The organism is Sorangium sp. So ce394 (assembly GCF_051474665.1).
Lineage (GTDB): Bacteria > Myxococcota_A > Polyangia > Polyangiales > Polyangiaceae > Sorangium > Sorangium cellulosum_D.
Map to the genome: position 1 here is coordinate 12,773,490 of NZ_CP150339.1, position 22,436 is coordinate 12,795,925.

A 22,436-nucleotide genomic window follows, 5' to 3' on the forward strand; every position below is an offset into this window, starting at 1 on the left:
GGCTACGCGTGCAGTTATGCGTGCATTTACGCGTGCAACCTCGCGGCCGTGCGCCTCATGGCGTACGCGATGCCCGCCTTGAGGTTGGCCCGCGTCTCTATCGAGCCGAGATCCACGCCCAGCGCGACGAGGCTCTGCGCCACGGCGGGACGGAGCCCCGTCAGGATGGCCCGGCTCCCGAGCAGGCCCACGGCGTGGGCCAGGCTCATCAGCCTGCTCGCCACGCTCGTGTCCACGCTCTTGACGCCGGTGACGTCGACGATCACGACCTTCGCAGCGCTGGCCGCGACGCCCTGCATCGCGGTCTCGATCATCTGCGCAGCCCGCTTGTCGTCGATGGTCCCGATGATCGGCATCACCATGATGTCGTCGGTGATCGGGATGAACGGGGTCGACAGCTCGAGCAGCCGATCTCGCTGGCTCCGGATGATCTCCTCCTGCATCTGGACGCGCTCCTCCTGCAGGCGGACGCGCTCGGCGAGCTCCACCTGCAGCCTGTCGTTGACGGCGCGGAGCTGCTCGTTGGACCTCCGGAGCTCCTCGGTGCGCGCGGAGACCTCCCTCTCGAGCCCCTCGTACATCTTCGCGTTCTCGATGGAGATCGCGATCTGCGACGAGAGGATGCCCAGGAGCTCGAGGCGATCCTTCGTGAAGACGCCGGTCGAGAGGTTGTTCTCGAGGTAGAGCACGCCGATCAGCCGACCTTGACGCATGACGGGAGAGCAGAGCAGCGACTTCGGGCGCTTCTCCTGGATGTAAGGATCGGTCGAGAACCGGGTCTCCTCGGCCGCGTTGTCCAGGAGGACGCTCGTCTGCGTGCGCTGCACGTAGCTGATGAGCGAGCGCGGGGCTCTGCCGAACGAGTCGACGGGGACGCTCCTCAGCACGTGCGCTTGCTTCGGCTGGGTGGTCCCCTCCACCTCGACGAAGAGGCCCTCGCCGCGCGCGAGGGCCAGCGCGCCGGACTGCGCGCCGACGTTCTCGAGCACGATCGTCATGAGGCTCTCCAGCAGCTTCTCCAGGACGATCTCGCTGGCGACGGCCTGCGACGCCCTGACGACGCTGAGCAGGTCCAGGGTCGCGCCGTCGTGGCTGGTCACCGCCACCGAGGAGGGCGGCTCGGGCGTGCCCTCGAGCATGAGGTGCGGAAACGCGGACACGAGGCTATGGCACTTCGCGTTCGCCCCCCAGAGCGCGTACCCTCGGTAAGCCAGCGTCATGTAGTGGTGAGCGATCTCGTGCCGGCCGATGGATCGGTAGAACGCCGACGCCAGCTCGCACGAGAGCGCCTCGTGCTGGATGTATCCATGCTTCCGGGCGCCCTCGATCGCGCGGTCGTACAGGGCCATGGCCTCCACCACCTCCTGCTTCACGCGCGCGAGCTCCGCGCTCACGAGGTCGTGCCTGTGGCGGTTGTTCGCCGGGGCGGCGCTCGCCCAGGCCTCGAGCCGCCGCTGGTTCTCCTCGACCCTGGCGAGCGCGGCGCCCTGCTCGCCCTCCGCCGCGCGGCCCAGCGCGGCGAGGATCGAGAGCGAGTAGTAGAAGTTGTGCTCGACGACGATGGCCATGCCGCCGACCGCGTCCTGGTACTCCTCGGCGGCGCGGAGGCAGTCGTACGCCTGCGCCGCGTGGCCGAAGGTGTACAGCTGCATCGCCTTCGCCACGTGAAACGAGAAGATCGAGGTCCTGCTCTGCCCGAGGCGCGGCATCATCGTGGTCTCGTCGAAGCTCTCCCCGACGAGCCGCAGCTTCTCCGCGGACGGATCCTGCAGGCCCTTCACGAGCTGTCGCCAGATGCTGGCGTAATAAAGCGAGTACTGGTTGTTCAGCTTCAGGGAGAGATCGACGGAGTGCTTCAGCCGCCGCTCGGCCTCGGCGAGCTCGTCGCCCACGAGGAACGAGTGCAGCGAGTGGTGAATCGAGCCGTGCAGCGCGTACTCGATGTCGCCCGTGTCCAGGCCGACCTGCACGGCGTGCTGCAGCGGATCGATCGTCTCCCGGAGGTGCCGTTTCCAGTGGTAGATGAGCACGTGCACGGTGGCGTGGATCTTGGATTCCAGGTCGACCGCGCCGAACCGACGGGTGAGATCGATGGCCAGACCGCCGAGGGCGAAGGCCCGGTCGGTCTCGTTCATGAAGCACTGGACGACGCCGTAGATCAGATAAGCGAACGCGGCGAGCGGCGAGTTGCCGTGCCGTATGCAGATGTCCACCATCGTGAACGCGAACTGCGGGACCAGGGCCGGCTGCGCGAGGTACACGGCGGGGGTCGCCGTGCACATGATGCGGATCGCCGCCCGCATGCGCTCGTTCGTCATCGAGGGGAGCTTCGCCAGGCCGGCCGTGTCGACGTCCGGCGGCGGCGCGCTGCGCAGCGGGACCTCGAGCAGGGCGAGCACGCTCAGCGCCAGCTCGATGGCCTCGTTCATCCGGTTCTGCAATAGACAGAACTGGATGCGCAGCTCGTAGATCCGGATCTTCTCCAGCACGTCCCTGGCGCGGTCCACGGCGACCTTCGCGCACGCCTCCGCGCGCTCGAAGTCCATCGCCAGGTACTCCAGCTCGACCAGATCCGTGTAGACGGCGAGCGCCAGATCGTGGTTCGCCTCCCACGCGTCCTCCGGCAGGAAGTCCGCCGCCGCGCGGAGGCACTGCACCCCGGGGCCGTACGCGGTGGAGCGCCTCGCCTTCTGTCCGGCCCTCAGGTTGAGCAGCGCCGCCTCGTAGCGCTCTCGCCGGTCCACGATCAGCTCCGCCCCCACGTTGAGGTGCATCACGATGTCGTAGATCCGCTCCTCGATCGACTCGATCGGGGTCTCGCTGATGAGGAGCCGGCCGAGCTCCAGGTGCGTCCTCTCCTGCTCGATCTGCGTGAGCAGCTTGTAGGCCGCCTGCTGCACGCGGTCGTGCAGGAACTTGAACGTGACCGGGCCCTCCTCGTCCTCGTCGAGGAAGCGCGCGATCTTGTAGTCGCCGTCGACGGGCACGACGAGCCCCGCGTCCAGCGCGTCCCAGAGATCCTCGTCGGTGGCGCGCACGTCCTTGTGGTGGAGGAGGGCGAGGATCCTCAGATCGAACTGGTTGCCGATGCACGCGGCGAGCTTCAGGACCCGCTGCGTCGACGCGCGGAGCCCCTGGATCCGCCGGACCATGAGATCGACGACGTTGGCCGCGACGTCCATCCGCTCGATGTCGGCGATGTTCCACGTCCAGGCGCCCGTCTCCGAGCTGAAGCGCAGGTGACCGTCGCGACAGACGCTCTCGAGGCACTGGATGGTGAAGAAGGGGTTGCCGTGCGTCTTCGCGAAGATGATGTCCGAGAGCGGACGGCACTCCTCGGGAGGCGCGTCGAGCGTGTCGGACACGAGCTGATTCACGTGCTCGGGCGCGAGCGGCTTCAGCGTGATCGTGCGCACGCGCGCCCCGCTGCGCAGCAGCGCGCTCAGCGTCACCCGGAGCGGGTGCGCGTCGTCCACGTCGTTGTCCCGGTACGACCCGAGCAGGAGCAGGTGGCGGATGTCGGCGTCCTCCAGGAGGACGCTGATGAGGTTGAGCGAGCCCGTGTCGGCCCACTGGAGATCGTCGAGGAACAGCACGAGCGCCCGCGTCTTCAGCGCGATCGCGCCGATGAAGCTCCGGAACGTGAGGTTGAACCGGTTCCGCGTCTCCATCGCGCCGAGGGCCGGGACGGGCGGCTGCTCGCCGAGGATGAGCTCGATCTCCGGGATCACCTCGGCGATGACGCGGCCGTTCGGGGCCACCGCCGCGAGGATCCGCGCCTTCCAGTCGGCGAGCTCCTCCTTGCTCTCGGTGAGGATCTGCCGGACGATCTCCCGCAGCGCGGCGATGACGGCGGCGTACGGGACGTTGCGCGTGAACTGGTCGAACTTGCCGGCGGCGAAATAACCCCCCTGCTTCGCGATCGGCTTGTGGATCTCGCTCACCACCGCCGACTTGCCGACGCCGGAGTAGCCGGCGACGAGGACGAGCTCCGACGGGCCCCCCGCGCCGCTGATGCTCCTGAACGCCGAGAGGAGCGCGCCCACCTCCTCCTGCCGGCCGTACAGCCGCTGCGATATCTGGAGCCTCGTGGGCTTGTCCTTCCTCCCCGGCACGAAGTCCAGCGCTGGCGCGCCGTGCTCCAGCATGTCGAGGCAGGCCTTGAGATCCGCCTTGAGGCCGAAGATGCTCTGATACCGCTCCTCCGCCGTCTTCGACAAGAGCTTCATGATGACCCTGGAGAGCGCCTCCGGGATCTCCGGCCGGAGGAGGTGCGGCGCGACGGGCGTCTTCGCGATGTGATGGTGCACGAGCTCCAGCGGATCCGTCGTCTCGAAGGGGAGCCGCCGCGTCGTGAGCTCGTAGAGCGTGACGCCGAGCGAGTAATAGTCCGAGCGGAAGTCGATCGAGCGGTTCATCCGGCCCGTCTGCTCGGGCGAGATGTACTGGAGCGTGCCTTCGCCGGCCGACCAGGGGTCGTACACCGCCGCGCGCTCCCCCGGGAGGAGCGAGGCGATGGAGAAATCCGTGAGCTTCGACGTGCTCACGTCGCTGTCGACGATGATGTTGCTGGGCTTGATGTCCTTGTGGATGATGTTCCGCTCGTGGATGGCGCCGAGCGTGTCCGCGAGCTGCAGCGCTATCCGGACCGACTGCACGAGCCCGATGCCCCGGCCATTGCCCCTCTCGCCGATGCCCTCGTCGATGATCGCGCGAAGCGAGCGGCCCGCGAAGTACTCCATGATGAGCGCGGCGTAATCGAGGCGGACCTCGAGGTCGTAGACCTTGACGACGCCATCGAGGTCGAGGTTCCGCGTGATCTCGTACTGGCGCTTCAGGATCGCGACGTTGCGGGTGCCATTGACGCCCTTGCGCGCCACCTTGATGACGCACATCTTGCCCGTGCTCTTCTTCCGGCCGAGGTAGACGCTGCTGCGAGCTCCGTCGTGCAGCGTGTCGAGCAGCTCGTGATTCAGTAGTTCCACCATGACTGCTACCCCCTGGAATGATAAGGCTATCGATCCGGCGCGGTGTTCGGTCTGTGTCGAGGAGGCCCCGGGAAGACGGCAGTCCTCAGGGGCGCGGAGATCGGCTGCGTCGCTGGAAGCGCGCGCGAACCGCGCGAACCGTGCGAACCGTCGGAAAAACGGACGTGCTCGGCGGGGCGCATCACCGTAAGCAATCGAAACGAGCGGCTTGTGTCAAGGTCGAACCGCCGCTTCTCCACCGCACGGATCGTGCGCTCTCACGCGGGGCTCCGCGGTCGAGACGCCGCGCGTCACGGCTTCGGCGCGCGAGCCCGTTGGAGCGCCGGAGCGAATGCGACGCCGGCCTCTCGTCGCCGTGCGAGCGCTCACGGCCCCCGCGGCGCAGGCGCGCTCGACGGCGTGTACATCACGTGATGACGGCTTCGCCCCGCGAGAGCCACGATGCTTTGGCCCCGCGCGCAGGAAACGCCATGGAACACCAGGATGGACGGAACCCCTTAGGGGAGCTCCTGATATTCGCGGCGAGTCCGCATGTCGACAGGTCATTGCGTTGGAGCGCAATCGGCTCGTTCGCAATCGGGCGAGGCGCGGCGTGATCCACGCGCGGTCACGGCGGCGACGTCGCGGGCGCGGGCCAGGGGCAGGGAAGGGGGCTGAGCTCGTGGTGGGAAAGGTGGGTGTCGCGTGAGCTCATGTGGGGAGAGCAGGACGACCGAGGGCCCGGTCAGGCGTTGCACCCGCCGGGCCCGCGTGGCTCCGGCAGCGCGATCTCGCCGCGGGAGAGCGCCTCGAAGCGCGCCAGGATGACCTGCCAGCCCTCGTCGTGGCGGGCGCGCATCGGCGCCGCGCGCTCGCCGGCCCGGTCCCAGCCGCGGTGCACGACCTCGACCCGCGTCTGCGCCGCCACGAGCTCGACGAACTGCACCTCGACCTCCTGCGACGCGGCGGGCGCGCGGCCCGGGTGCCACGTGAACGCGAGCCGCCACGGCGCGTCCCAGGCGACGACCGTCCCCCAGAGCGCCTCGGTGCCGTCCCGAGCCCGCTCGAAGACGCGGCCGCCGACCGACGGCTCGATGTGGCACGACGCCGCCGCGCCGCGCCCCACCGAGTGCGTGGCGAGCGGCCACCAGTCGGCGATCCGCCGGACGAACAGGTCGAAGGCGTCCGCCTGCGAGAGCGGCACGATCAGCGAGCGCCGGATCGGCGGGACGACGTCGGCCGACATCGCCGGCTACTTCCCCGCCGCCGCCTCGGAGCCCGGCCGCCGCGGCTCCCGCGCGCCCGCGAACGCCGCGCCCTCGCGGCCGATCGCGGGCGCGTCGGCGATGTGCCCGCGCTCGTCGAAGGCGTGGCCCATCGCGCCGAGCGCGCTCCGCAGCTCGTCGGGGAAGCCGCCCTTCTCGATGAACAGCTTGTCGGGGTAGTCCTGCTGGTGGAAGCGCGGCGCGTTGACCGCGGTGGTCACGTCGAAGCCGAAATCGACCACGTTCGAGAGGATCTGGAAGACCGCCGTGAGGATCGTGGGGCCGCCGGCGGCGCCGAGCACGAGCTCCACGCGCCCGTCCTTCCCCGTCACGATCGTCGGCGACATCGACGAGAGCATGCGCTTGCCGGGCGCGACGGCGTTGGCCTCCCCCTGCACGAGGCCGAACTGGTTCGCGGTGCCGGGCACGGTGGCGAAGTCGTCCATCTCGTTGTTCAGCACGAAGCCCGCGCCGGTCACCGTCACCCCCGAGCCGTACCAGCCGTTCAGCGTCGTGGTCAGCGCGACGGCGTTGCCCTGCGCGTCGACCACCGAGAAGTGCGTCGTGTGCGGGCCGCGGCCGCCCGAGTCCTTGACGCCCGCGCCGCGGGTCAGCTCGTCGGTCGGGGTCGCGCGGTCCGGCGCGATCGTGGCGCGCTGCTTCTCGGCCCACGCGACCGAGAGCAGCTCCTCCACCGGGTTCTTCACGAAGTCGGGATCCCCGAGGATCTCGTTGCGCGCGAGGAAGACGCGGCGCATCGCCTCGGCGACCACGTGCACGTGCGACGGCGAGTGCCAGCCGAGCTTGGCGACGTCGAGCCCATCGAGCTGGTGCGCGATCATCGCCAGGGCGAGGCCGCCCGACGAGGGGAGCGGCATGGAGGCGACGCGGCGCCCGCGGTACTCGAACACGATCGGGTCGCGCCACTTCGCCTTGTAGCCCTTGAGGTCCGCGGCCGACATGATGCCCTTGCCGCGCCGCATCTCGGCGACGACGAGCTCGGCGGTCTTGCCCTCGTAGAAGCCCGCGGGCCCCTTCTCGGCGATGCGCTCGAGCGTCGCCGCGAGCTCGGGCGACTTCCAGGTCGCGCCGACCTGGATGGGCGCGCCGCCCGGCAGGAACAGCGCGGCCGAGGCCGGGAAGCGCGCGAGCTTGCTCGAGGCCGACTTGACCGTGGTCGCGAAGTTCTCGTCGACCGGGAAGCCCTCCTTCGCGAGCCGGATCGCCGGCGCGATGAGCTCGGCCCAGGTCTTCTTCTTGGAGCCGAGCTTGTCGTACGCCTCCCAGAGCCCGGCGACGCTGCCGGGCACGCCGGCCGCGAGGTGGCCGACGCGGGAGCTCTCGGTGGGCTTGCCGTCCTTGCCCTTGTACATGTCGTGGGTCGCCCTGGCCGGCGCGGTCTCGCGGAAGTCGAGCGCGTGCTCCTTGTCGCCGACGCGCGCGACGAGGAACCCGCCGCCGCCGAGGTTGCCCGCCGTCGGGTGCACCACGGCGAGCGCGAACGCCGTCGCGACCGCCGCGTCGACGGCGTTGCCGCCCGAGGAGAGGACGTCGGCGCCCACCTTCGTGGCGAGCGCGGCGTCGCTGGAGACCATCGAGGGCCCCCGCACCGGCGGCGCGCCCTCGGGGTAAGGCCACCCGGCGGGGAACCGCGACACCGGCGCGGGCGGGGGGGCCGGCGCGGCCGGCGCGGGCGCCGAGGCGGCGGCGCTGGGCGACGGGGGCGGGGGCGGCGCAGGCGGCGCCGGCGGGACGGCGGCCTCGCAGCCGGCGAGGGCGAGGAGGACGACGGCGAGCAGCCGGTGAGAGGCGCGGAGCTTCATCGCGGCGGCTTATAACCCAGGCCCAGCGCCGCTCGAAGGCCGGAGGCGCAGCCGCGCGAGCGCGACCGCGCGCCGCCCGCGCGGGCGCCGGTTCTCCACACGCCGCGCGCCGCCCGCGCGCGGGCGCGGGTTCTCCACACCTCGCGTGCGGGCGCGGCGCGGGTGGATCGCGCGGCGTCTCCATCCGCGCCGCGCGCGGGGACGCGCGGCGCCCGGGGTGCGCGCGTCCCGCGGGTCTCCGCGCCGCGCCGGCGCGCGCGGCGGAGCGTGCGCCGTAATCCGTCACAGCTGTTCGGGTTTCTGCTGATCAGCTGTACCGCTCTCCCGCGAGCGGGAGAGCGACGCGCCGTACAGGGCGCGTGGAGCAGGGCGTCTTACCGAGGCGCCCGGAGACGCCTCTAGGCGCCGTGAATCGATCCGTGTTGGTCGTTGGCTTGGGGGCTTCGCCGCGCTTGGGTATGATCGGCCCCGGATGTTTCCGACGGAGCCCGCTCCCGAGACGATTGGGGCCTACAAGATCCTCCGGCGCCTGGCCGGTTCTGGGCCCACCAGCGTCTATCTCGGGCGGCTGGACGGCCCGCTCGGGTTTCGCCGCGTCTGCGTGCTGAAGCTCGTCCCGAATACGGCCGAGGGCGATCCGCGCTTCGCCGACGAGCTCGCCCGCGAGGCGTCGATCTGCGCGTCGATGAACCACCCGGCCATCGTGCGGATGTTCGACTTCTTCGAGCACGCGGGCCGGCTCGTGCTCGTGCTCGAGCACGTCGAGGGCGTGAACCTCAATCGGCTGCTCCAGCACCTCGCGGCGCGGCAGCAGAAGCTCGCCGACGCGGCGGTCTACTACCTGGTCCACTGCATCGCCGGCGCGCTCGCGCACGCGCACGGGCTGACCGACGAGCACGGCAGCCCCGCGCCGGTGATTCACCGGAACCTCCACCCGGAGAACATCGTGATCGGGTGGGACGGGCAGGTGCGCCTGACCGGCTTCGGCATCGGCAAGATCCTCGGGCGCACGCCGGACACCATCGCGGGCGTGGTGAAGGGGGCGCCGGGCTACATGGCGCCCGAGCAGGTGCGCGCCGAGCGGGTCACGGTCAAGGCCGATATCTACGGCCTGGGGCTCCTGCTCTGGTCGCTGCTCTCGGGGCGGCGGCCGCCCGCCGACGGCACCAAGCCGCCTGGGATCGCGTCGATCCGCCCCGAGATCCCGCGCCCGGTCGTGGCGCTGCTCGACACGGCCCTGGCGCTGTCGCCGGACGATCGGAAGACCACCACCCAGGAGATCGAGCAGACGCTCGCGAAGGTCGCCCGCCCGGAGAAGGGGAAGGCGGAGCTCGTGACGCGCGTGCAGTCGGCGCACGCGACGATCGAGATCGAGGACGCGGATCCCGAGGAGGACCGGCGGCCGACGATCCCGGTCAAGGGCAAGGGCGGGCAGACGGCGCGGCCCGCGGCGGACGCGGCGAAGCGGCTCGCGAAGGATCTCTTCGCGAAGGATCAGGCCGCGAGGGAGGGCGGCGCCGCGCGGCTCCGGCCCGGCGGCGCGCGGGCGGGGACGACGCCGCCCGCGCCGGCGCCGTCCGAGGCGCTGGCGGCGGCGGCGCGCCCGGACGGCAAGCTGCCGGCGCGCGCGCCTGGGCCCGAGCCGATCACGATCCCGGTGCCGGCGGCGCCGGCAACTCAAGCGCCGCCGACGCCGGTCGCGGCGGCGCTGCCGGCCGCGGTCGGGGTGAAGGGCGCCGACGGGCGGAAGCCGGCGCTGCCGGATCGCGAGACGTTCGGCCGGCTGTACGAGGCGTCGAAGCGCGCGGCGGAGCGCGACGCGGCGGCGGCCGAGGAGGTGCTGGCGGGGGGCGGGCCGGCGACGCTGCCCGAGCTGGAGCCGGTGTTCGAGGAGGACGACGCGACGATCCCGGGCACGGGCGCGCCGTCGGTCCGCTTCGGGACGTCGATCTCGGCGATCCCGGAGGCGATCCGCTTCGGTCCGCCGCCGGCGCTCCCGGCGGATCTCACGCCGGCGTTCTTCGCGCCGCCGCCGAAGCCGCCGTCCAACTCGCCGGTGACGCCGTCGGGGGTGACGGTGCCCATGGGCACGACGGGCCTGACGCCGCCCGGGGTGACGGTGCCCGTGGACCGCACGGCGGGCGGGGGGGTGCCGTACCCGAGCGCGGCGGGCCTGCGCGGCCCTTCGGCGGAGTCGTCGCCGCCGCCGGGCGGGCCGCGGCGCCAGCGTTCGCCCACGCTGGGCTGGCAGGCGCCGCGCTCGCTGTCGCCGGTCGGGACGATCGCGGTCTCGGCGATCACGGCGACGGTGGTGGCGGCGATGTGGATCTACGTCGCGCGCCGGGAGCGGCCCGTGCCGGACGCCGCGGCGCCGGTCGAGCAGGCGGCGACGGCCGCCGAGCCCGTCGTCACGGCCACGGCGGCGCCGGCGCCGCCGCCGAGCGCTGCGACCTCGGCGAAGCGGGCGCCGGGCGCGAAGGCGCCTTCCGCGAAGGAGCTGGCGGCGCAAGAGGCCGCGGCGGCGAAGGAGGCGGCGAGGGAGGCCGCGGCGGCGAAGCAGGCGGCGGCGAAGGAGGCCGCGGCGGCGAAGGAGGCGGCCGCGAAGGAGGCCGCCGCGAAGGAGAAGGAGGCGAAGGAGGCCGCCGCGAAGGAGGCTGCCGCGAAGGAGGCTGCCGCGAAGGAGGCTGCCGCGAAGGAGGCTGCCGCGAAGGAGGCTGCCGCGAAGGAGGCGGCGGCGAAGGAGGCGGCGGCGAAGGAGGCCGCGGCGAAGGAGGCTGCGGCGAAGGAGGCCGCCGGCCAAGGGCGGGGGGTCAACCCCGCCACCCTGCCCAAGGGGCAGGGCGTGCTCACGGTGGGGTTCCCCGATCCGGGGGGCGTCTACGTGACCGGCAAGTACGCGGGGGACGTCAACGAGCCGCTCGTCATCCGCTGCGGTCGTTTCTTCGTGCGCGTCGGGAAGCCCGGCAAGACGAAGTTCCCCGAGTGGCTCAGCGCGGGCGTGACGGCGCAGGTGCCGTGTCAGGGGGCCACGGCCATCGATATCAAGCCGACCGCCCCGCCGAAGCCGCGAAAGAAGCGGTAGCGCGGCGCCCGGGAGCGGTGCTGGGACGAGGAGGGGCCGAACCGTCAAGGCACCAAGGCGTCGGGTGCATCCGCTGGTTGGGTCGTCTACACCAGCACCTTGGTCGTTGAACGGCGGCGGAGCCCGTCGGTCGCAGCGGCGAGCGGGAATTTAACGCAAAGGCGCAAAGGCGCAAAAAGGCAAGCCCCGGACCTCCAAGGCCGCGATGCACCTCGATCGCCGCATCGACGACGATCTTGGCTATCTCATTCTCGTTCATCCCCCTCTCCGTCGTTTTGCGCCTTTGCGCCTTTGCGCCTTTGCGTTAAATTCTGCTGCTCTTCAGAATATGCGCTGTTCGTGCGGATGGCCTTCTCGGTCCGTTGGTGCCGAATCCGGATCTCAGGGCAGCGTGTCCTCATCAGAGTCCTGATGGTGTGTCAGCGCCCGAGCCGATCGAGCCTGTCCTCGGCCGCTTCGAGGCGGCTCGCGCCCTCGGCCGCCTTCTGCTGCGCCTCCGCCGCTCTTCGCTCCGCTTCGTCGGCGCGCTTCCTCGCGGCCCGCGCGGCCTCCTCGGCCTTCTCCGCGGCGCGGCTCATCCTGGCCGCCTCTTTCGTGAGGCGATCTGCGTCCTTGGCGGCCCGCGACGCCTCGCGGCTCGCCTGATCCCGTTCTCTCTCTGCCGCCGCGAGCTGCGCCTTCTGCTGGCGCTGCTCTGCCGCGAGCCGCTCCTTCCGCTCTCGCCTCTCGGCGGCGAGCTTCGCCTTTTGCTCTCGCTCGTCGGCCGCGCTCCGCGCCTTTTTCTCGCGCTCCTCGGCGGCGAGCTTCGCCTTTTGCTCGCGCGCCTTCGCGGCGCGCTGCTCCTCGCGCTCTCGCGCCTTCGCGGCGCGCTGCTTCTCGCGGGCGCGCTCTTCTGCGGCGCTCTCACGCTCTCTCGCGGCGCGCTGCTTCTCGCGCTCCTCTCCCGCCCTCTTCTGCCGCTCCGGCGCCTCCTTCTCCGCGCGCCCCCGGCGTCGCGCCGGCGCCTCTGCCTTCGCCCCCTTGCTCCCGCGGCCCGCCCCGGCTTCGGCGGGCCTCTCGGAGGGCCGCCCTCGCAGCAGCCCGAGCATGTCCGAGAGATCCCCCGGCTCGAGCTCTCCCGACAGCCGCCCTCGCGCGAGCAGCTCCAGATCCGACGGGCTCGCGGTGGGGGTCGCCAGCAGCGAATCCCGCAAGCGGTCCATCGGATTGCCCTTCTCCCGATAGCCCCCCTCCGCGAAGAGCGCCGGCGCCGCCCGCAGGAGCTCGTTCACGATCGCGCGGTGCTCCTGGCTCGCGTCCTTCAGCCCCTGCGCGCCGCCCGGCCCGAGCGCCCCCCGCTGGGCCTCGCGCAGCCGCTCGCCCGCGTCGAGCAGGCCCTCCATCCGCTGCGGATAGCGGCGCGCGAGCTGGTTCAAGGTCCAGGCCGCCGCGGTCGGCCGCCGCAGCGCCTTCACGCGATCCGACGCGCCCTTGTCCCCGGCTTGCCGCAGCCGCTTCGCGAGCTCGTCCCGGGCGCGCGTGAAGTCGGCGAGCGGCTTCTTGTAAAGGGCGTCGACCTCCTCCTCCTCGTCGACGACGCCACCCGGAGGAGGAGCACCGCCGCGCGTTCCCTTGGTTCGAGAGGCCATTCCCGCGCAAGCTCAGCCGAGCTCCCGCGAGCTTACTCCGCTCAGGCGGCCTCGGCCAGCGTCGACGGCACCTCCGGGAGCTCCCAGCCGCGCGTCCGGATCTCCTCGTTGATCCAGCGGATGTGGCGCCGCTCGTCCTGCCAGTTCGCCTCCACCATCCGCCGGACCTCGTCCGGCAGATCGCTCGCCAGCGCCGAGGCATAGGCGTCGTTCGTGAGCTCCTCGTTGCCGCGCATGGCGACGAGCGCCGTCCGCTCCTCGCGCGCCGACAGCTCGGTGTAGCGGCGAATGCACTGGCCGCGCTCATCGGGCTGGTCCGGCGGCGAGGCGCCGAGCGCGTCCAGGAGCTCGCGCTCGTGCCGCTCGTGATCCGCCCGGAACCCCTCGAGCTGCTTCTTGATCTCCGGCGTCTTGCACACGCCGATCGCCACGCGGTACGCCTCGGCAGCCGCCCTGTCGAGCAGGATGAGCCCCATGATCTGCTCCAGGGCCGCCGCATCGCCGATCTCGCCGCCGCCCGACGAGCGCCGCTTCGTCGCCGAGCCCGGCTCCGCCTCGGCCGCCCCTCCGGCGCCGGCGCCCTTCCCCGAGGCCTCGGTCGCGCCGCCCAGCGAGCCGCTGCGCTGGAGCTTGCCGAGCATCACGCCGTCGATGCCGGGCACCTGGTGCAGATCCTCCCAGCTGCGGAAGGGGCCGCGCTCGCTCCGGTGCTCGATGATGAGGCGAGCCCGCTCGCCGTCGACACCCTCGATCGCGGTGAGCTCTTCTTCCGTTGCCGTGTTCAGATCGATGCGCGGTTCGCGCGATGACTTCTTGGTCATGGTCGAGCCTCCCCCGGCCGTTTGTAGGGCCGACGGAAGCCCGCCGAAAGCTGGCATGGCTGTCAATCCGGCGCGGAGCTCGAGCGGCCGGCGCGCTGTGGGAGGAGATTGGTCTGCGCTGCGGGGTTGCGTCAGCGCTAGAGCGGAGCGTCACCCGCGAGGGCGACGGCGGTCACCCGCCACGCGCCGTCCGGCGAGAACGGGTCGACGCCGCCGAGCCGCGTGGCCACGGCGTTGCGGAAGCCCTCCTCGTCGGGGCACGCCGCGGCGCCGGGATCGCGCGCGTAGGACAGCCGCGCCCCGCCCGGCAGCACCTCGCCGGCGGCCGACGGCGCCGCGAGGAGCGAGAGCCCGGCGGCGACGGCCCCGGCGATGACCTGGCTGGGCCGCAGCGTCCGCAAGCGGGGTCTATTTACGGGAGACGCTCTCGATGTGGAACCCCCGGCGGCGATCGGGGGTGCCGGGCTTGCGCAAGCGCGGAGCGCGGCCCGTGAGGGGCGGCAGGGGGCGTTCTTGACGTCAGGAGCTGGTGGAATCGAAGAGCACTTTTGCGTCGGTGATGAGAACGGCGCGGCGGAGCCAGCGATCGAGCTCGGTCATGTCGGTGCTCGCGAGGACGCGCTCGCGGACCTCCGGGGGGATGTCCAGGCCGCGCGCTTCGAGCACCGTCAGCACGGCGTTCGCGGCCTCTTCCCGCTGCCCCTTGGCCACGTAATTGCGCGCGAAATCGCTCTGGAACTCGTAACCGCTCTTCATTTTCGCCTCCAGGCTTCGCCTCGCTGCTTCGTTCAGAGAGGATAGCACCACATCGAGGTAGAGGGCCTGCCGCTCCTGATCCAGCCCGGCGGCGGCCGCCAGGGCAGCCATCGCGATCGCCAGGCCGGCCGCGCTCTGCCCGTGCGCCATGACCGACAGCACCGCGACCTCGGGCCTCGCTCGGGCGTCGGCCGGCTCGGTCACGACCGGGACGGCGCTGGGGCCGAGCACGTAAGGCCTGAGCACCCAGTCGGGCGGGCCGAGGTCGATCGGCTGGGCGCTCCAGGCGGCGATCGCCTCGTCGGTGGTCGCGACGAGCAAGCAGGCCCGGCACCGGTAGCGCGCGCGGACCGCCACGAGATAGGAGGGCCAGGCGTATTCCTTGTCAGGATCCCGACCGAGCTGCGCTTCGACGACGATCGCGAGCACGGGGCGGCCGTCGAGCAGGAGCACGACGAGATCGGCGCGGTGCTCCACAGGGACGATCTCGGTCAGGTCGGCCGGCTCGATGCGCGCCTCGGTGAACCGCGGCACCGGCGCGCCGAGGGAGTCGCGCAGCACCTCGGCCGCCAGCGTCGGCCGGTTGCGGAAGAGGTGCAGCAGCGCCTCATGGATCATCGATGGCATGACGGGGGTCCTCTCGGCCGGGCCAGCAGAGAGAGCGCTTCACGAGCGCGTGCCATCCCGCGGGGGCGGCGCCGGGGAGAAGCAGCTGGCTCCTATGTGATATTTACGGGCACGAGGAGCGACCGATTTGCCTTTGTGCGCTGCCCGCCGCGCTCCGGCGTAGCTCGCGGGGCATCCTCGGCTCGGCCGAGGCAAGCCATGCCGTCGTCGGCCCGCGAGGAAATGGCACATTCCGTCTCACCCCATCACAGCTTGGGCCATGCCGCGGGGGGTGATCGGCGCCAGAGGCCGTGATCTTGTCGTGTCCGCAGTGGCACACGGGTTGCGAGCATGCCGCCGCATGAGGCGCACCTCTTCTGCTCTCGCATTCATGTCGCTCGTCCCCCTCTGCACGGCGATCGCGTGTGGTCCCGTCGAGACGTCGCAACCCGGCATCCCGGACGACAGCGACGACCCGACGAGCCCGGAGCCGACGTCCGCGTGCGAGCCCCGGCAGGCCGGGCTCTCGGCGGATTTCGAGCTCACGATCGAGGGCTGGCCGGGCGACACGAACGGTTACTTTCTGTACAACGTCACCGCGCCCTGCCAGGTGGAGGCGGCCACCCCGACGTCGCGCGACCTTCTCTGCACGGACGGAGACGGCGAGCACAGCCTGACGCTGACCATCGCCGATTCCCGCATTGCCGACGCCATTCCCGCGAGCGGTCCCGTGTTCCTGCGGGCGGCGCGGACCGACCCGGAGTTCGGCGAGAATCAATGGTTCGTGGTGCGCGCCGGCTCCGAGGTCACGGGCGCGCTGCTCGCGGGAGGCGTCCGAGGTGGATACGAGACGCCAGAGCCCGGCGACGGCTATTTTTCGCCGATCTGGACGGTGATCGGCACGGAGGAAGGATGCCCCGTGGAGGTCGAGGACGAATGCTTGACCCGCCGCAGAGCGCGGATGGGCTTCTGGGTCGACGACGTCCAGGGAGCGTCGATCCTCGACGGTCACGAGGGGGACATCGACGCGAGTGGGACGTATCGTGCGGTCGTGGGCGAAAGCGTGGACGACATGATGGGGAGCTTGCCCCGCTGCGGGGGCGACGATCCGCGCTACGCGGACAATCTGCGCGTCTTGATCGGAGCAAAAGCGCAGGAGGGACCTCCGGGGACCGCTCGATGAGCTCTGCGACCGGGGCGCGGCGGCTGCGCCGCCCCTGCGTGCGTCAGCAACCCTCGTAGCGCAAGGCTCTACCTCGCGAGTCCTTGCTCCTCGAGGTGCGTCCCGGGGACCGCCGTCGCCTCCGCCGGACGTGCGGTTTCCCAAGGAACCGCGGCGACCCCGCGCCGCGCGCGAGCTGCACGACCGCTCCGACGAGCCGTTCCCCTGAGCGGCGCCGCGGGCATTTGGGCCACCCCGCGCGCGCGCAGAACGACTACGGCTTCAGGCAAACCGCTTCCAGGTTGTTGCCGTCGGGGTCGTGCAGGAAAGCGGCGTAGTAGGTCGGGCTGTAATCCGCGCGCACGCCGGGCTTGCCGTTGTCTCGGCCGCCGGCCGAGAGGCCCTCTCGGTAAAACCGATCGACCGCGGCACGATCCGCGGCGCGCAGGGCGATGTGCGCGCCGGGGCCCCGGGGGCTGTCGTCCGCTTGCAGATAGAGGGCCGGCGCGCCCTCGGGGCCGAAGCTCGCGGAAGCTTCGTCGCGGGAGCAGAGCACGTGGCCGAGCGGCGCGAGCGCGGCGGTGTAGAAGCGCACGCTCGCGTCGATGTCCTTCACCTTCACGCCGATGTGATCGTACATGGTACCTCCGGTGGAGGAGGGCCCATCATGGGGCGCCTCCACGTGGGGGACCCTAACGACGGAGCGCGGGGCGTTCTTGGAGAATGTTGCGATCGAGGCGCGCTGCGACGTCTCTCGGCCACCCCACCCGCCACCGCGGTCCGGTGAGAACGGAGAGGCGTGGCCGATCCGCCTCGCGACTGCCGCTGGAAGCCGTTGCTCGTCGACCCTTCAAGAGCAGAAGCTGCGCGCGAGCGCTCGGCCCAGAGATGGCAATCACCGGAGGTGGGAGGTGCGTGATGATCCCTCGGGCCATCGCTGCCGCTGCGATGCTGAACCTCGTTTCTGTGCCAGTCTTTGCGCAGCCGGCAACCCGCGGAAGATGCGAGGATGCGTGCGACGCCGGAACCGAGAGAGTCGAGGCGTTCTGCCGCTTGATTCCAGACAGAGCTCTCCGCGAACGGTGCTGGGTCGCATCGATCTCGTGCAATGCCACATGCAAGCACGTATGCAGGGGCCGTTCTGCTGGTGAGCCGAGCGCCGGTGCGTACGACTGGCCTCGCACGCTTGACGCCATGCTGAACAACGTTAGCATCCAGTCATGGAAAACGTCTGGGCGGAACGGAAGCTGACCTTCATCCCGCATGGTTCGGACGAGCGCTTCTTCCTGTTCATCTGGCTCGGCCGCCCCTATACAGAGCCCGGGAAGGTCTGGCGGGTGGATGTGGAGATTCAGCACGGGACGGAGGAGCCACTGCGGACGCACGCCAGTGGGGACGACTCGATGCAGGCGCTCCAGACGGCGTTGGCTGCGATTCCAGATCTGCTCAATAAGTGGCGGGATCGAGGGAGACTGATATGGGAGGGGGCTGACGGGACGGGGTTCGGAGACTAGCGATCAAGCTGCGACGTGTGGCCGGCCCGCTCGCATCCGCCAGGAAGCGAGGATTAGCCGCGGTCGTGATATCGTCCCGTTGTTATCTCCGAGCAGATCTCGGGGCCAGGTTCCGTGGACTTGGGGCAAAGTTTGTCGCTTTGGCAACAGCCTCCCTGAGCTCTGGCGTTGCAGCCTTACGGCGTCGGTTGGCGCCGTTGGAGGTTGAAGCCATCGATGTCGATCTTCACCTCGTCCTCGAGGTGGATCAGGTCGAGCTGCTGCGTGCCCGGGTCGAAGACGCTCACCTGCTCGCCCTTCGCCCAGCGGATCTCGCGCTCGGCGAGCTCGGTGACGATGCGGACCGGCAGCTCGTGGTCGACGAGGCAGCCGTCGATCACCGCCTCGCGGTACGAGTAGCGGAACGTCGGCTCGCCGAAGATCTCCGTCGTGTGCAGGGCCGGCGTCGCGGTGAGCCCGATCTTCACCGCGTCGAAGTGGTCGAGGATGCGCCGGTACTTCGAGATGTAGTCGTCGAGATCGCGGAAGCCGAGCTCCGCGTCGCTCATCTCCCGGTCGAGCCCGTAGCCGCGGTGGCACTCGTCGACCACGAGGCAGTCGTACTGATCCACCGGCGGCGTCTCGCCGGCCTCCGACGGGTAGAGGATGCGCTTGACCATGCCCTGCACGGTCGCGATGTGGAGCTTCGTGTCGGGATCGGGCTTCTGATCCTTGAGCTCCTTGAGGTCGAAGATCTGCGCGAACGTCTCGTGGCGAAGAGGAACGGGACCTTGTACCGGTCCTTGCCCCAGGGGCCGCCGGCCGGCGCCGCGCCGTCCGCCGCGCCGAAGCCGCGGCTGTAGCGCTTGGCCTGCTCGATGGCGCCGGCCACGTCCTTGCGCTTGCGCTTCGCCTCGACCACGGCCGCCGCCTCGAGCCCGAGGAAGAGCACGTAGTCCGCCGGGCCGTTCGCGGTCGGCCACTCGGCGATCGCCAGGTTCTTCCCCTTCTGCGGCCTGGCCCCGCGCTCGTGGCTGAGCCGCTCCGAGTCGACCTCCCACCCCGCGTCCCGGAGCTGCGCGTCGATGAGCCGCCGCGTGGCGGCCTCGTCGAGGTGAACCGCCTGCGCCGCCTCCGCGGCGCGGTCGACCGTCGCCTGGAGGACCTCGGGCGGCGCGGCCGCGGCCTGGGCCTGCAGGGCGGCGAGCTCGGCCGCGAGCTGCGCCTTCTGGCGCTCGACCGCCGCGACGTCCTTCGCCCGCTTCTGCTCGACCTCCGTGGCGAGCGCCTCCCAGAGCGCCCGGTCCTCGGCCTCTTTCCGGGCGCGCTGCTCCGCCGTGAGCCGCTTCCTGGCCTCCTCCTCGGCCGCGGCGCGCACGGCCTCGATGTCGACCTTGCTCTTGGCCAGCTCGTCCCGCAGCCGCGTGAGCTCAGGGCGCGGCGGCGCGCTCGTGCCGCCGCGTGACGGCCGCGACGGCGATGGCGATCAGCGCGGCGAGCAGGAAGCCCCCGCCGAAGGCGAGGACGATGATCCAGGGCTGCATCGCCCTGCCCAGGCCGTCCGCGAAGCCCGCGGCGGCGGCGCGGCTCGCGCGCTCGATCGCGGCGCTCGAGCAGCCCGGATCGCCGGCGGGGCAGCCGGCGAGCTGCTCCACGAGCTCCGCCGTCCCCTCGCGCGCCACCGCCCTCGCCGCCGCGCCCGAGCCCTGCTCGACGAGGGTGACGAGCGCCCGATCGTGCTGGAGGGCGCCCTGGACCACGGCGCTGCTCACCGCCTCGCTGGTCTGTGCGATGACCGGCGACAGGCGCTCCGCCTGCAGCCCCATCTCCGCCGCGCCGGCCCGGACCGCGTCGTGGACGAGCGCCCCCACGAGCGGCCGCTCGCGCGCGCCCTCGGCCGGCGTCCCCTCGGCCGATCCGCCGGCGGGCGCGGACCGGCCCTCCGCGCCGCGATCGAGCGCCTCGAGCGTGCCGCGGGTCGCTTGCTTCGCCGCCTCGCGGACGCACCCCGGCGCGAGCGCGAGCAGGAGCGCGGCGAGGAGCGCCGCGGCGACGGCTCGACCGGAGCGCGCCGGCTCGCCCGCGCGCGGCGCCGCGGGCGCGTCCGGTCCACTGGAGAGCGAGCCTTGCACAGCCGCGATGGCCTTCATCAACCGTGCCCGCCGCGCCCTGCGCAACGCGCGTCGCCCCGGCCCCTCGCTCCCTGCCCTCGCCTGCGCCTGCGCCTGACCGAGCGCGCGGCGCCGAACAGGAGGCCGAAAGGAAGGGACAGGAGAAATTCTTCACGTCGCCCCGCCTGCCCGTGGGCTATCTCTCCCGGCGCAGATCGCGAAACTAGGGAGAATCCATGTACGAAAGAATCATCGCTGGGGTCAGCTGCCTCGGTCTCCTGGCCGCGTGCGGCGACGATCCCGACGTGGGGCCGGGGCCGGTCGGCCAGGGGGACTATCAGGCCACCATCCGCTGGACGAGCCACGGCGTCCCGCACATCCTCGCCGAGGACATCGGCAGCGTCGGATTCGGTCTCGCCTACGCCGGGGCGCGCGACTTCGTCTGTACGCTCGCCGATCAGGTCGTGAAGGTGCGGAGTGAGCGCGCGAAGACGTTCGGCCCCGGCGAGGACGACGCGAACGTCGACAGCGATTTCACCTACCTCGCGCTCGGCGTCGTCGACCGCGCCGAGGCCATGCTCGGGCGGCTGTCCCCCGACGGCAGGGCGCTGCTCGACGGGTATGTCGCGGGCTACAACAAGTACCTCGCCGACACCGGCGCTCAGGGCCTGCCCGAGCCCTGCGCCGGCGCGGGGTGGGTCAAGCCGGTCAGCGCCGTCGATCTCGCCGCGTATTACCTCCACATCAACATGTTCTCCGGGAGCCTGCAGCTGCTCGATTACCTCAGCCGCGCCGCGCCGCCGGAGGCCTCCGGCGAGGACGCGGGGTCGTCCGGCGAGGGCGCGAAGGCCCCCGGCGACCGGGCCCGCTCGCGCGATCTCGAGCTCCCCGACTTCACCCGGCTCCACCTCGGCAGCAACGCCTGGGCGATCGGCCGCGATCGCGCCGAGGGCGGCCGGGGGATGCTCGTCGCCAACCCGCACTTCCCCTGGGAGGGAGAGCTCCGGTTCCACGAGGCCCACCTCACCATCCCCGGGCAGCTCGACGTCTACGGAGCTGCCTTGACCGGAATGCCGATCATCAACATCGGATTCAACGAGCATATCGCGTGGACGCACACGGTCTCTCCGGCCAACCACTTCACGGTCTACCGGCTCTCCCTCGATCCGGACGACCCGACCGCCTACGTCTACGAGGGCGAGACCCGGGCGATGGAGCGCCGCGAGCACACCATCGATGTCCTCGAGGACGACGGCTCGATCGCGCAGGTGTCGCGGGTGATGTACCGGAGCCACCACGGCCCGATGCTCGGGGCGTCGGTCCTCGGCTGGTCCACCAAGCAGGCCTTCGCCCTGCGCGACGCCAACGAGGACAACGGGCTCGCCCTCGACCAGTGGCTCGCGATGGACCGCGCGAGGAGCCTCGACGAGCTCCGGCGGGCGCACGAGGAGCTGCGCGGGATCCCGTTCGTGTTCACGACCGCCGTGGACGCGGAGGGGCAGGCCCTGATCATGGACGGCTCGCGCGTGCCCCACCTGAGCGCCGAGGCGGTCAGCGCCTACGAGAGGGCGCTCGGGCGGGACGGGCTGACCGGCGTGCTCGCGAGCTCCGGCATCGTGCTGCTCGACGGGAGCGAGGAGCGCGACGAGTGGGTGGAGACGCAGGGCGCCGGCGCGCTCGTGCCGTGGGGCGACATCCCCTCTCTCTCGCGGACCGACTTCGTCATGAACGCCAACGACACGGCGTGGCTCGCGAACCCCGCCGCGCCGATCACCGGGTATCCGAGGCTGTTTGGCGCGCCGGGCACCCCGATCTCGGCGCGCACGCGCATGAACCTCGTCCTGCTCACCGAGCAGGGCGAGGACGGCGCCTCCGGCGAGGACGGCCTCTTCTCGCGCGACGAGCTCAAGGACGCCATCCTCAGCAACCGCGGGATGACGGCCGAGCGCCTCCGCGCCCAGGTGGTCGAGCGCTGCGACGGCGCGGCGCCGGTCGACGTCGAGGGCGAGCCGGTCGACATCGAGGGCGCGTGCGCCGCGCTCGCGGCGTGGGACGGCCGGGTGGACCTCGAGAGCGTGGGCGCCGTCGTCTGGCGCGAGCTGCTCGGGCGGTTCTCGGCCCCGGACATGACGGACGCGGGCAAGCTCTACGCTCAGCCGTTCGACCCCGAGGATCCGCTCGAGACCCCGCGCGATCTCGTCGAGCCCCCGGCCGAGGGCGCGGATCCGATCCTCGTCGCGCTGGCCGAGGCCACGCTCGCGCTCGCGCAGGCGGGGCTCGACCCGACGACGCCGCTCGGCGAGGCCCAGTTCACCATGAAGGACGGCGCCATCCCCATCCACGGCGGCATCAACCGGGAAGGGGTGGCCAACGTCGTGCTCTTCTCCACGGCGAGCCTCAACAGCACCCGCCTGCCCAGGCTCAACACGGGCGAGATCGTCTCCGCGACGACCGGCCTCACCACCTCGGGCTATCCGATCAACTTCGGCACGAGCTTCGTCATGGCCGTCGAGCACACGAGCGGCGGCCCCCGCGCCGAGGCGCTGCTCAGCTACTCGCAGTCGACCGACCCCGCGTCGCCCCATTTCGCGGATCAGACCGAGCTGTTCTCGCGCAAGGAGTGGCGGCCCGCGCTGTTCGCAGAGGAGGAGATCGCCGCCGATCCGGAGCTCGCCGTGAAGGAGGTCTCCGGGCGGCGCTGACCCGCGGCGCCGCTCGCGCG

Annotated in this window: 13 protein-coding genes and 1 pseudogene; 4 read left to right on the top strand and 10 right to left on the bottom strand. The window is 71.5% G+C overall.

The genetic code is table 11. The features are described 5' to 3' along the window. Positions 1–26 precede the first annotated feature (26 nt). The 3 genes from WMF33_RS47195 to ggt all read right to left on the bottom strand — a co-directional run bounded on the left by WMF33_RS47195 (position 27) and on the right by ggt (position 8,055). Entirely contained in the window at positions 27–4,988 is a 4,962-nt protein-coding gene (locus tag WMF33_RS47195; RefSeq protein WP_437334699.1) for an AAA family ATPase, read from the bottom strand. 724 nt (positions 4,989–5,712) lie between these two features. After that, complete coding sequence (locus WMF33_RS47200) at positions 5,713–6,213, bottom strand: SRPBCC family protein (RefSeq protein WP_437334700.1); 501 nt, start codon at positions 6,211–6,213, stop codon at positions 5,713–5,715. A gap of 6 nt (positions 6,214–6,219) precedes the next feature. Beyond that, positions 6,220–8,055 (bottom strand): gamma-glutamyltransferase, encoded by a 1,836-nt coding sequence (gene ggt, locus WMF33_RS47205; RefSeq protein ID WP_437334701.1) that lies wholly within the window; start codon positions 8,053–8,055, stop codon positions 6,220–6,222. A gap of 472 nt (positions 8,056–8,527) precedes the next feature. Here ggt and WMF33_RS47210 point away from each other — a divergent pair, with 472 nt between their 5' ends. Then, entirely contained in the window at positions 8,528–11,137 is a 2,610-nt protein-coding gene (locus tag WMF33_RS47210) for a protein kinase domain-containing protein (RefSeq protein WP_437334702.1), read from the top strand. A 419-nt stretch (positions 11,138–11,556) separates the two neighbouring features. Here WMF33_RS47210 and WMF33_RS47215 read toward each other — a convergent pair whose 3' ends face one another. From WMF33_RS47215 to WMF33_RS47230, 4 genes are all read right to left on the bottom strand, one after another. After that, positions 11,557–12,765, bottom strand: coding sequence for a hypothetical protein (locus WMF33_RS47215; protein ID WP_437334703.1), 1,209 nt, complete (start codon positions 12,763–12,765; stop codon positions 11,557–11,559). A 41-nt stretch (positions 12,766–12,806) separates the two neighbouring features. Continuing rightward, entirely contained in the window at positions 12,807–13,586 is a 780-nt protein-coding gene (locus tag WMF33_RS47220; RefSeq protein ID WP_437334704.1) for a helix-hairpin-helix domain-containing protein, read from the bottom strand. Positions 13,587–13,723: 137 nt separating this feature from the next. Continuing rightward, the gene (locus tag WMF33_RS47225) at positions 13,724–13,987 is read right to left on the bottom strand and encodes a hypothetical protein (RefSeq protein WP_437334705.1); all 264 of its coding nucleotides are present in this window, start codon (positions 13,985–13,987) and stop codon (positions 13,724–13,726) included. A 118-nt stretch (positions 13,988–14,105) separates the two neighbouring features. Beyond that, entirely contained in the window at positions 14,106–14,960 is an 855-nt protein-coding gene (locus tag WMF33_RS47230; RefSeq protein WP_437339586.1) for a hypothetical protein, read from the bottom strand. Between the two features lie 379 nt (positions 14,961–15,339). Here WMF33_RS47230 and WMF33_RS47235 point away from each other — a divergent pair, with 379 nt between their 5' ends. Then, positions 15,340–16,131, top strand: coding sequence for a hypothetical protein (locus tag WMF33_RS47235; protein ID WP_437334706.1), 792 nt, complete (start codon positions 15,340–15,342; stop codon positions 16,129–16,131). A 253-nt stretch (positions 16,132–16,384) separates the two neighbouring features. Here WMF33_RS47235 and WMF33_RS47240 read toward each other — a convergent pair whose 3' ends face one another. Beyond that, entirely contained in the window at positions 16,385–16,750 is a 366-nt protein-coding gene (locus WMF33_RS47240) for a VOC family protein (RefSeq protein WP_437334707.1), read from the bottom strand. Positions 16,751–17,330: 580 nt separating this feature from the next. Between WMF33_RS47240 and WMF33_RS47245 the strand changes: the two genes are divergently transcribed. Next, positions 17,331–17,624, top strand: a complete 294-nt coding sequence (locus tag WMF33_RS47245) for a DUF6968 family protein (protein WP_437334708.1) — start codon at positions 17,331–17,333, stop codon at positions 17,622–17,624. 203 nt (positions 17,625–17,827) lie between these two features. Here the strand turns inward: WMF33_RS47245 and WMF33_RS47250 are convergent. Beyond that, positions 17,828–18,723: pseudogene (locus WMF33_RS47250) on the bottom strand (DEAD/DEAH box helicase family protein); the annotation flags it as partial. 310 nt (positions 18,724–19,033) lie between these two features. Continuing rightward, entirely contained in the window at positions 19,034–19,735 is a 702-nt protein-coding gene (locus WMF33_RS47255; RefSeq protein ID WP_437334709.1) for a hypothetical protein, read from the bottom strand. A 215-nt stretch (positions 19,736–19,950) separates the two neighbouring features. Between WMF33_RS47255 and WMF33_RS47260 the strand changes: the two genes are divergently transcribed. Further along, on the top strand, positions 19,951–22,416 hold the full coding sequence (locus WMF33_RS47260; protein WP_437334710.1) for an acylase: 2,466 nt from the start codon (positions 19,951–19,953) through the stop codon (positions 22,414–22,416). Positions 22,417–22,436 lie beyond the last annotated feature (20 nt).

Bases quoted from the DNA above. Each gene is read 5' to 3' on its own strand.
- WMF33_RS47195 (WP_437334699.1), bottom strand. From the start codon at position 4,988: ATGGTGGAACTACTGAATCACGAGCTGCTCGACACGCTGCACGACGGA.
- WMF33_RS47240 (WP_437334707.1), bottom strand. From the start codon at position 16,750: ATGTACGATCACATCGGCGTGAAGGTGAAGGACATCGACGCGAGCGTG.
- WMF33_RS47230 (WP_437339586.1), bottom strand. From the start codon at position 14,960: ATGATCCATGAGGCGCTGCTGCACCTCTTCCGCAACCGGCCGACGCTG.
- WMF33_RS47260 (WP_437334710.1), top strand. From the start codon at position 19,951: ATGTACGAAAGAATCATCGCTGGGGTCAGCTGCCTCGGTCTCCTGGCC.
- WMF33_RS47235 (WP_437334706.1), top strand. From the start codon at position 15,340: ATGTCGCTCGTCCCCCTCTGCACGGCGATCGCGTGTGGTCCCGTCGAG.
- WMF33_RS47210 (WP_437334702.1), top strand. From the start codon at position 8,528: ATGTTTCCGACGGAGCCCGCTCCCGAGACGATTGGGGCCTACAAGATC.
- WMF33_RS47200 (WP_437334700.1), bottom strand. From the start codon at position 6,213: ATGTCGGCCGACGTCGTCCCGCCGATCCGGCGCTCGCTGATCGTGCCG.
- ggt (WP_437334701.1), bottom strand. From the start codon at position 8,055: ATGAAGCTCCGCGCCTCTCACCGGCTGCTCGCCGTCGTCCTCCTCGCC.
- WMF33_RS47220 (WP_437334704.1), bottom strand. From the start codon at position 13,586: ATGACCAAGAAGTCATCGCGCGAACCGCGCATCGATCTGAACACGGCA.
- WMF33_RS47215 (WP_437334703.1), bottom strand. From the start codon at position 12,765: ATGGCCTCTCGAACCAAGGGAACGCGCGGCGGTGCTCCTCCTCCGGGT.
- WMF33_RS47245 (WP_437334708.1), top strand. From the start codon at position 17,331: ATGGAAAACGTCTGGGCGGAACGGAAGCTGACCTTCATCCCGCATGGT.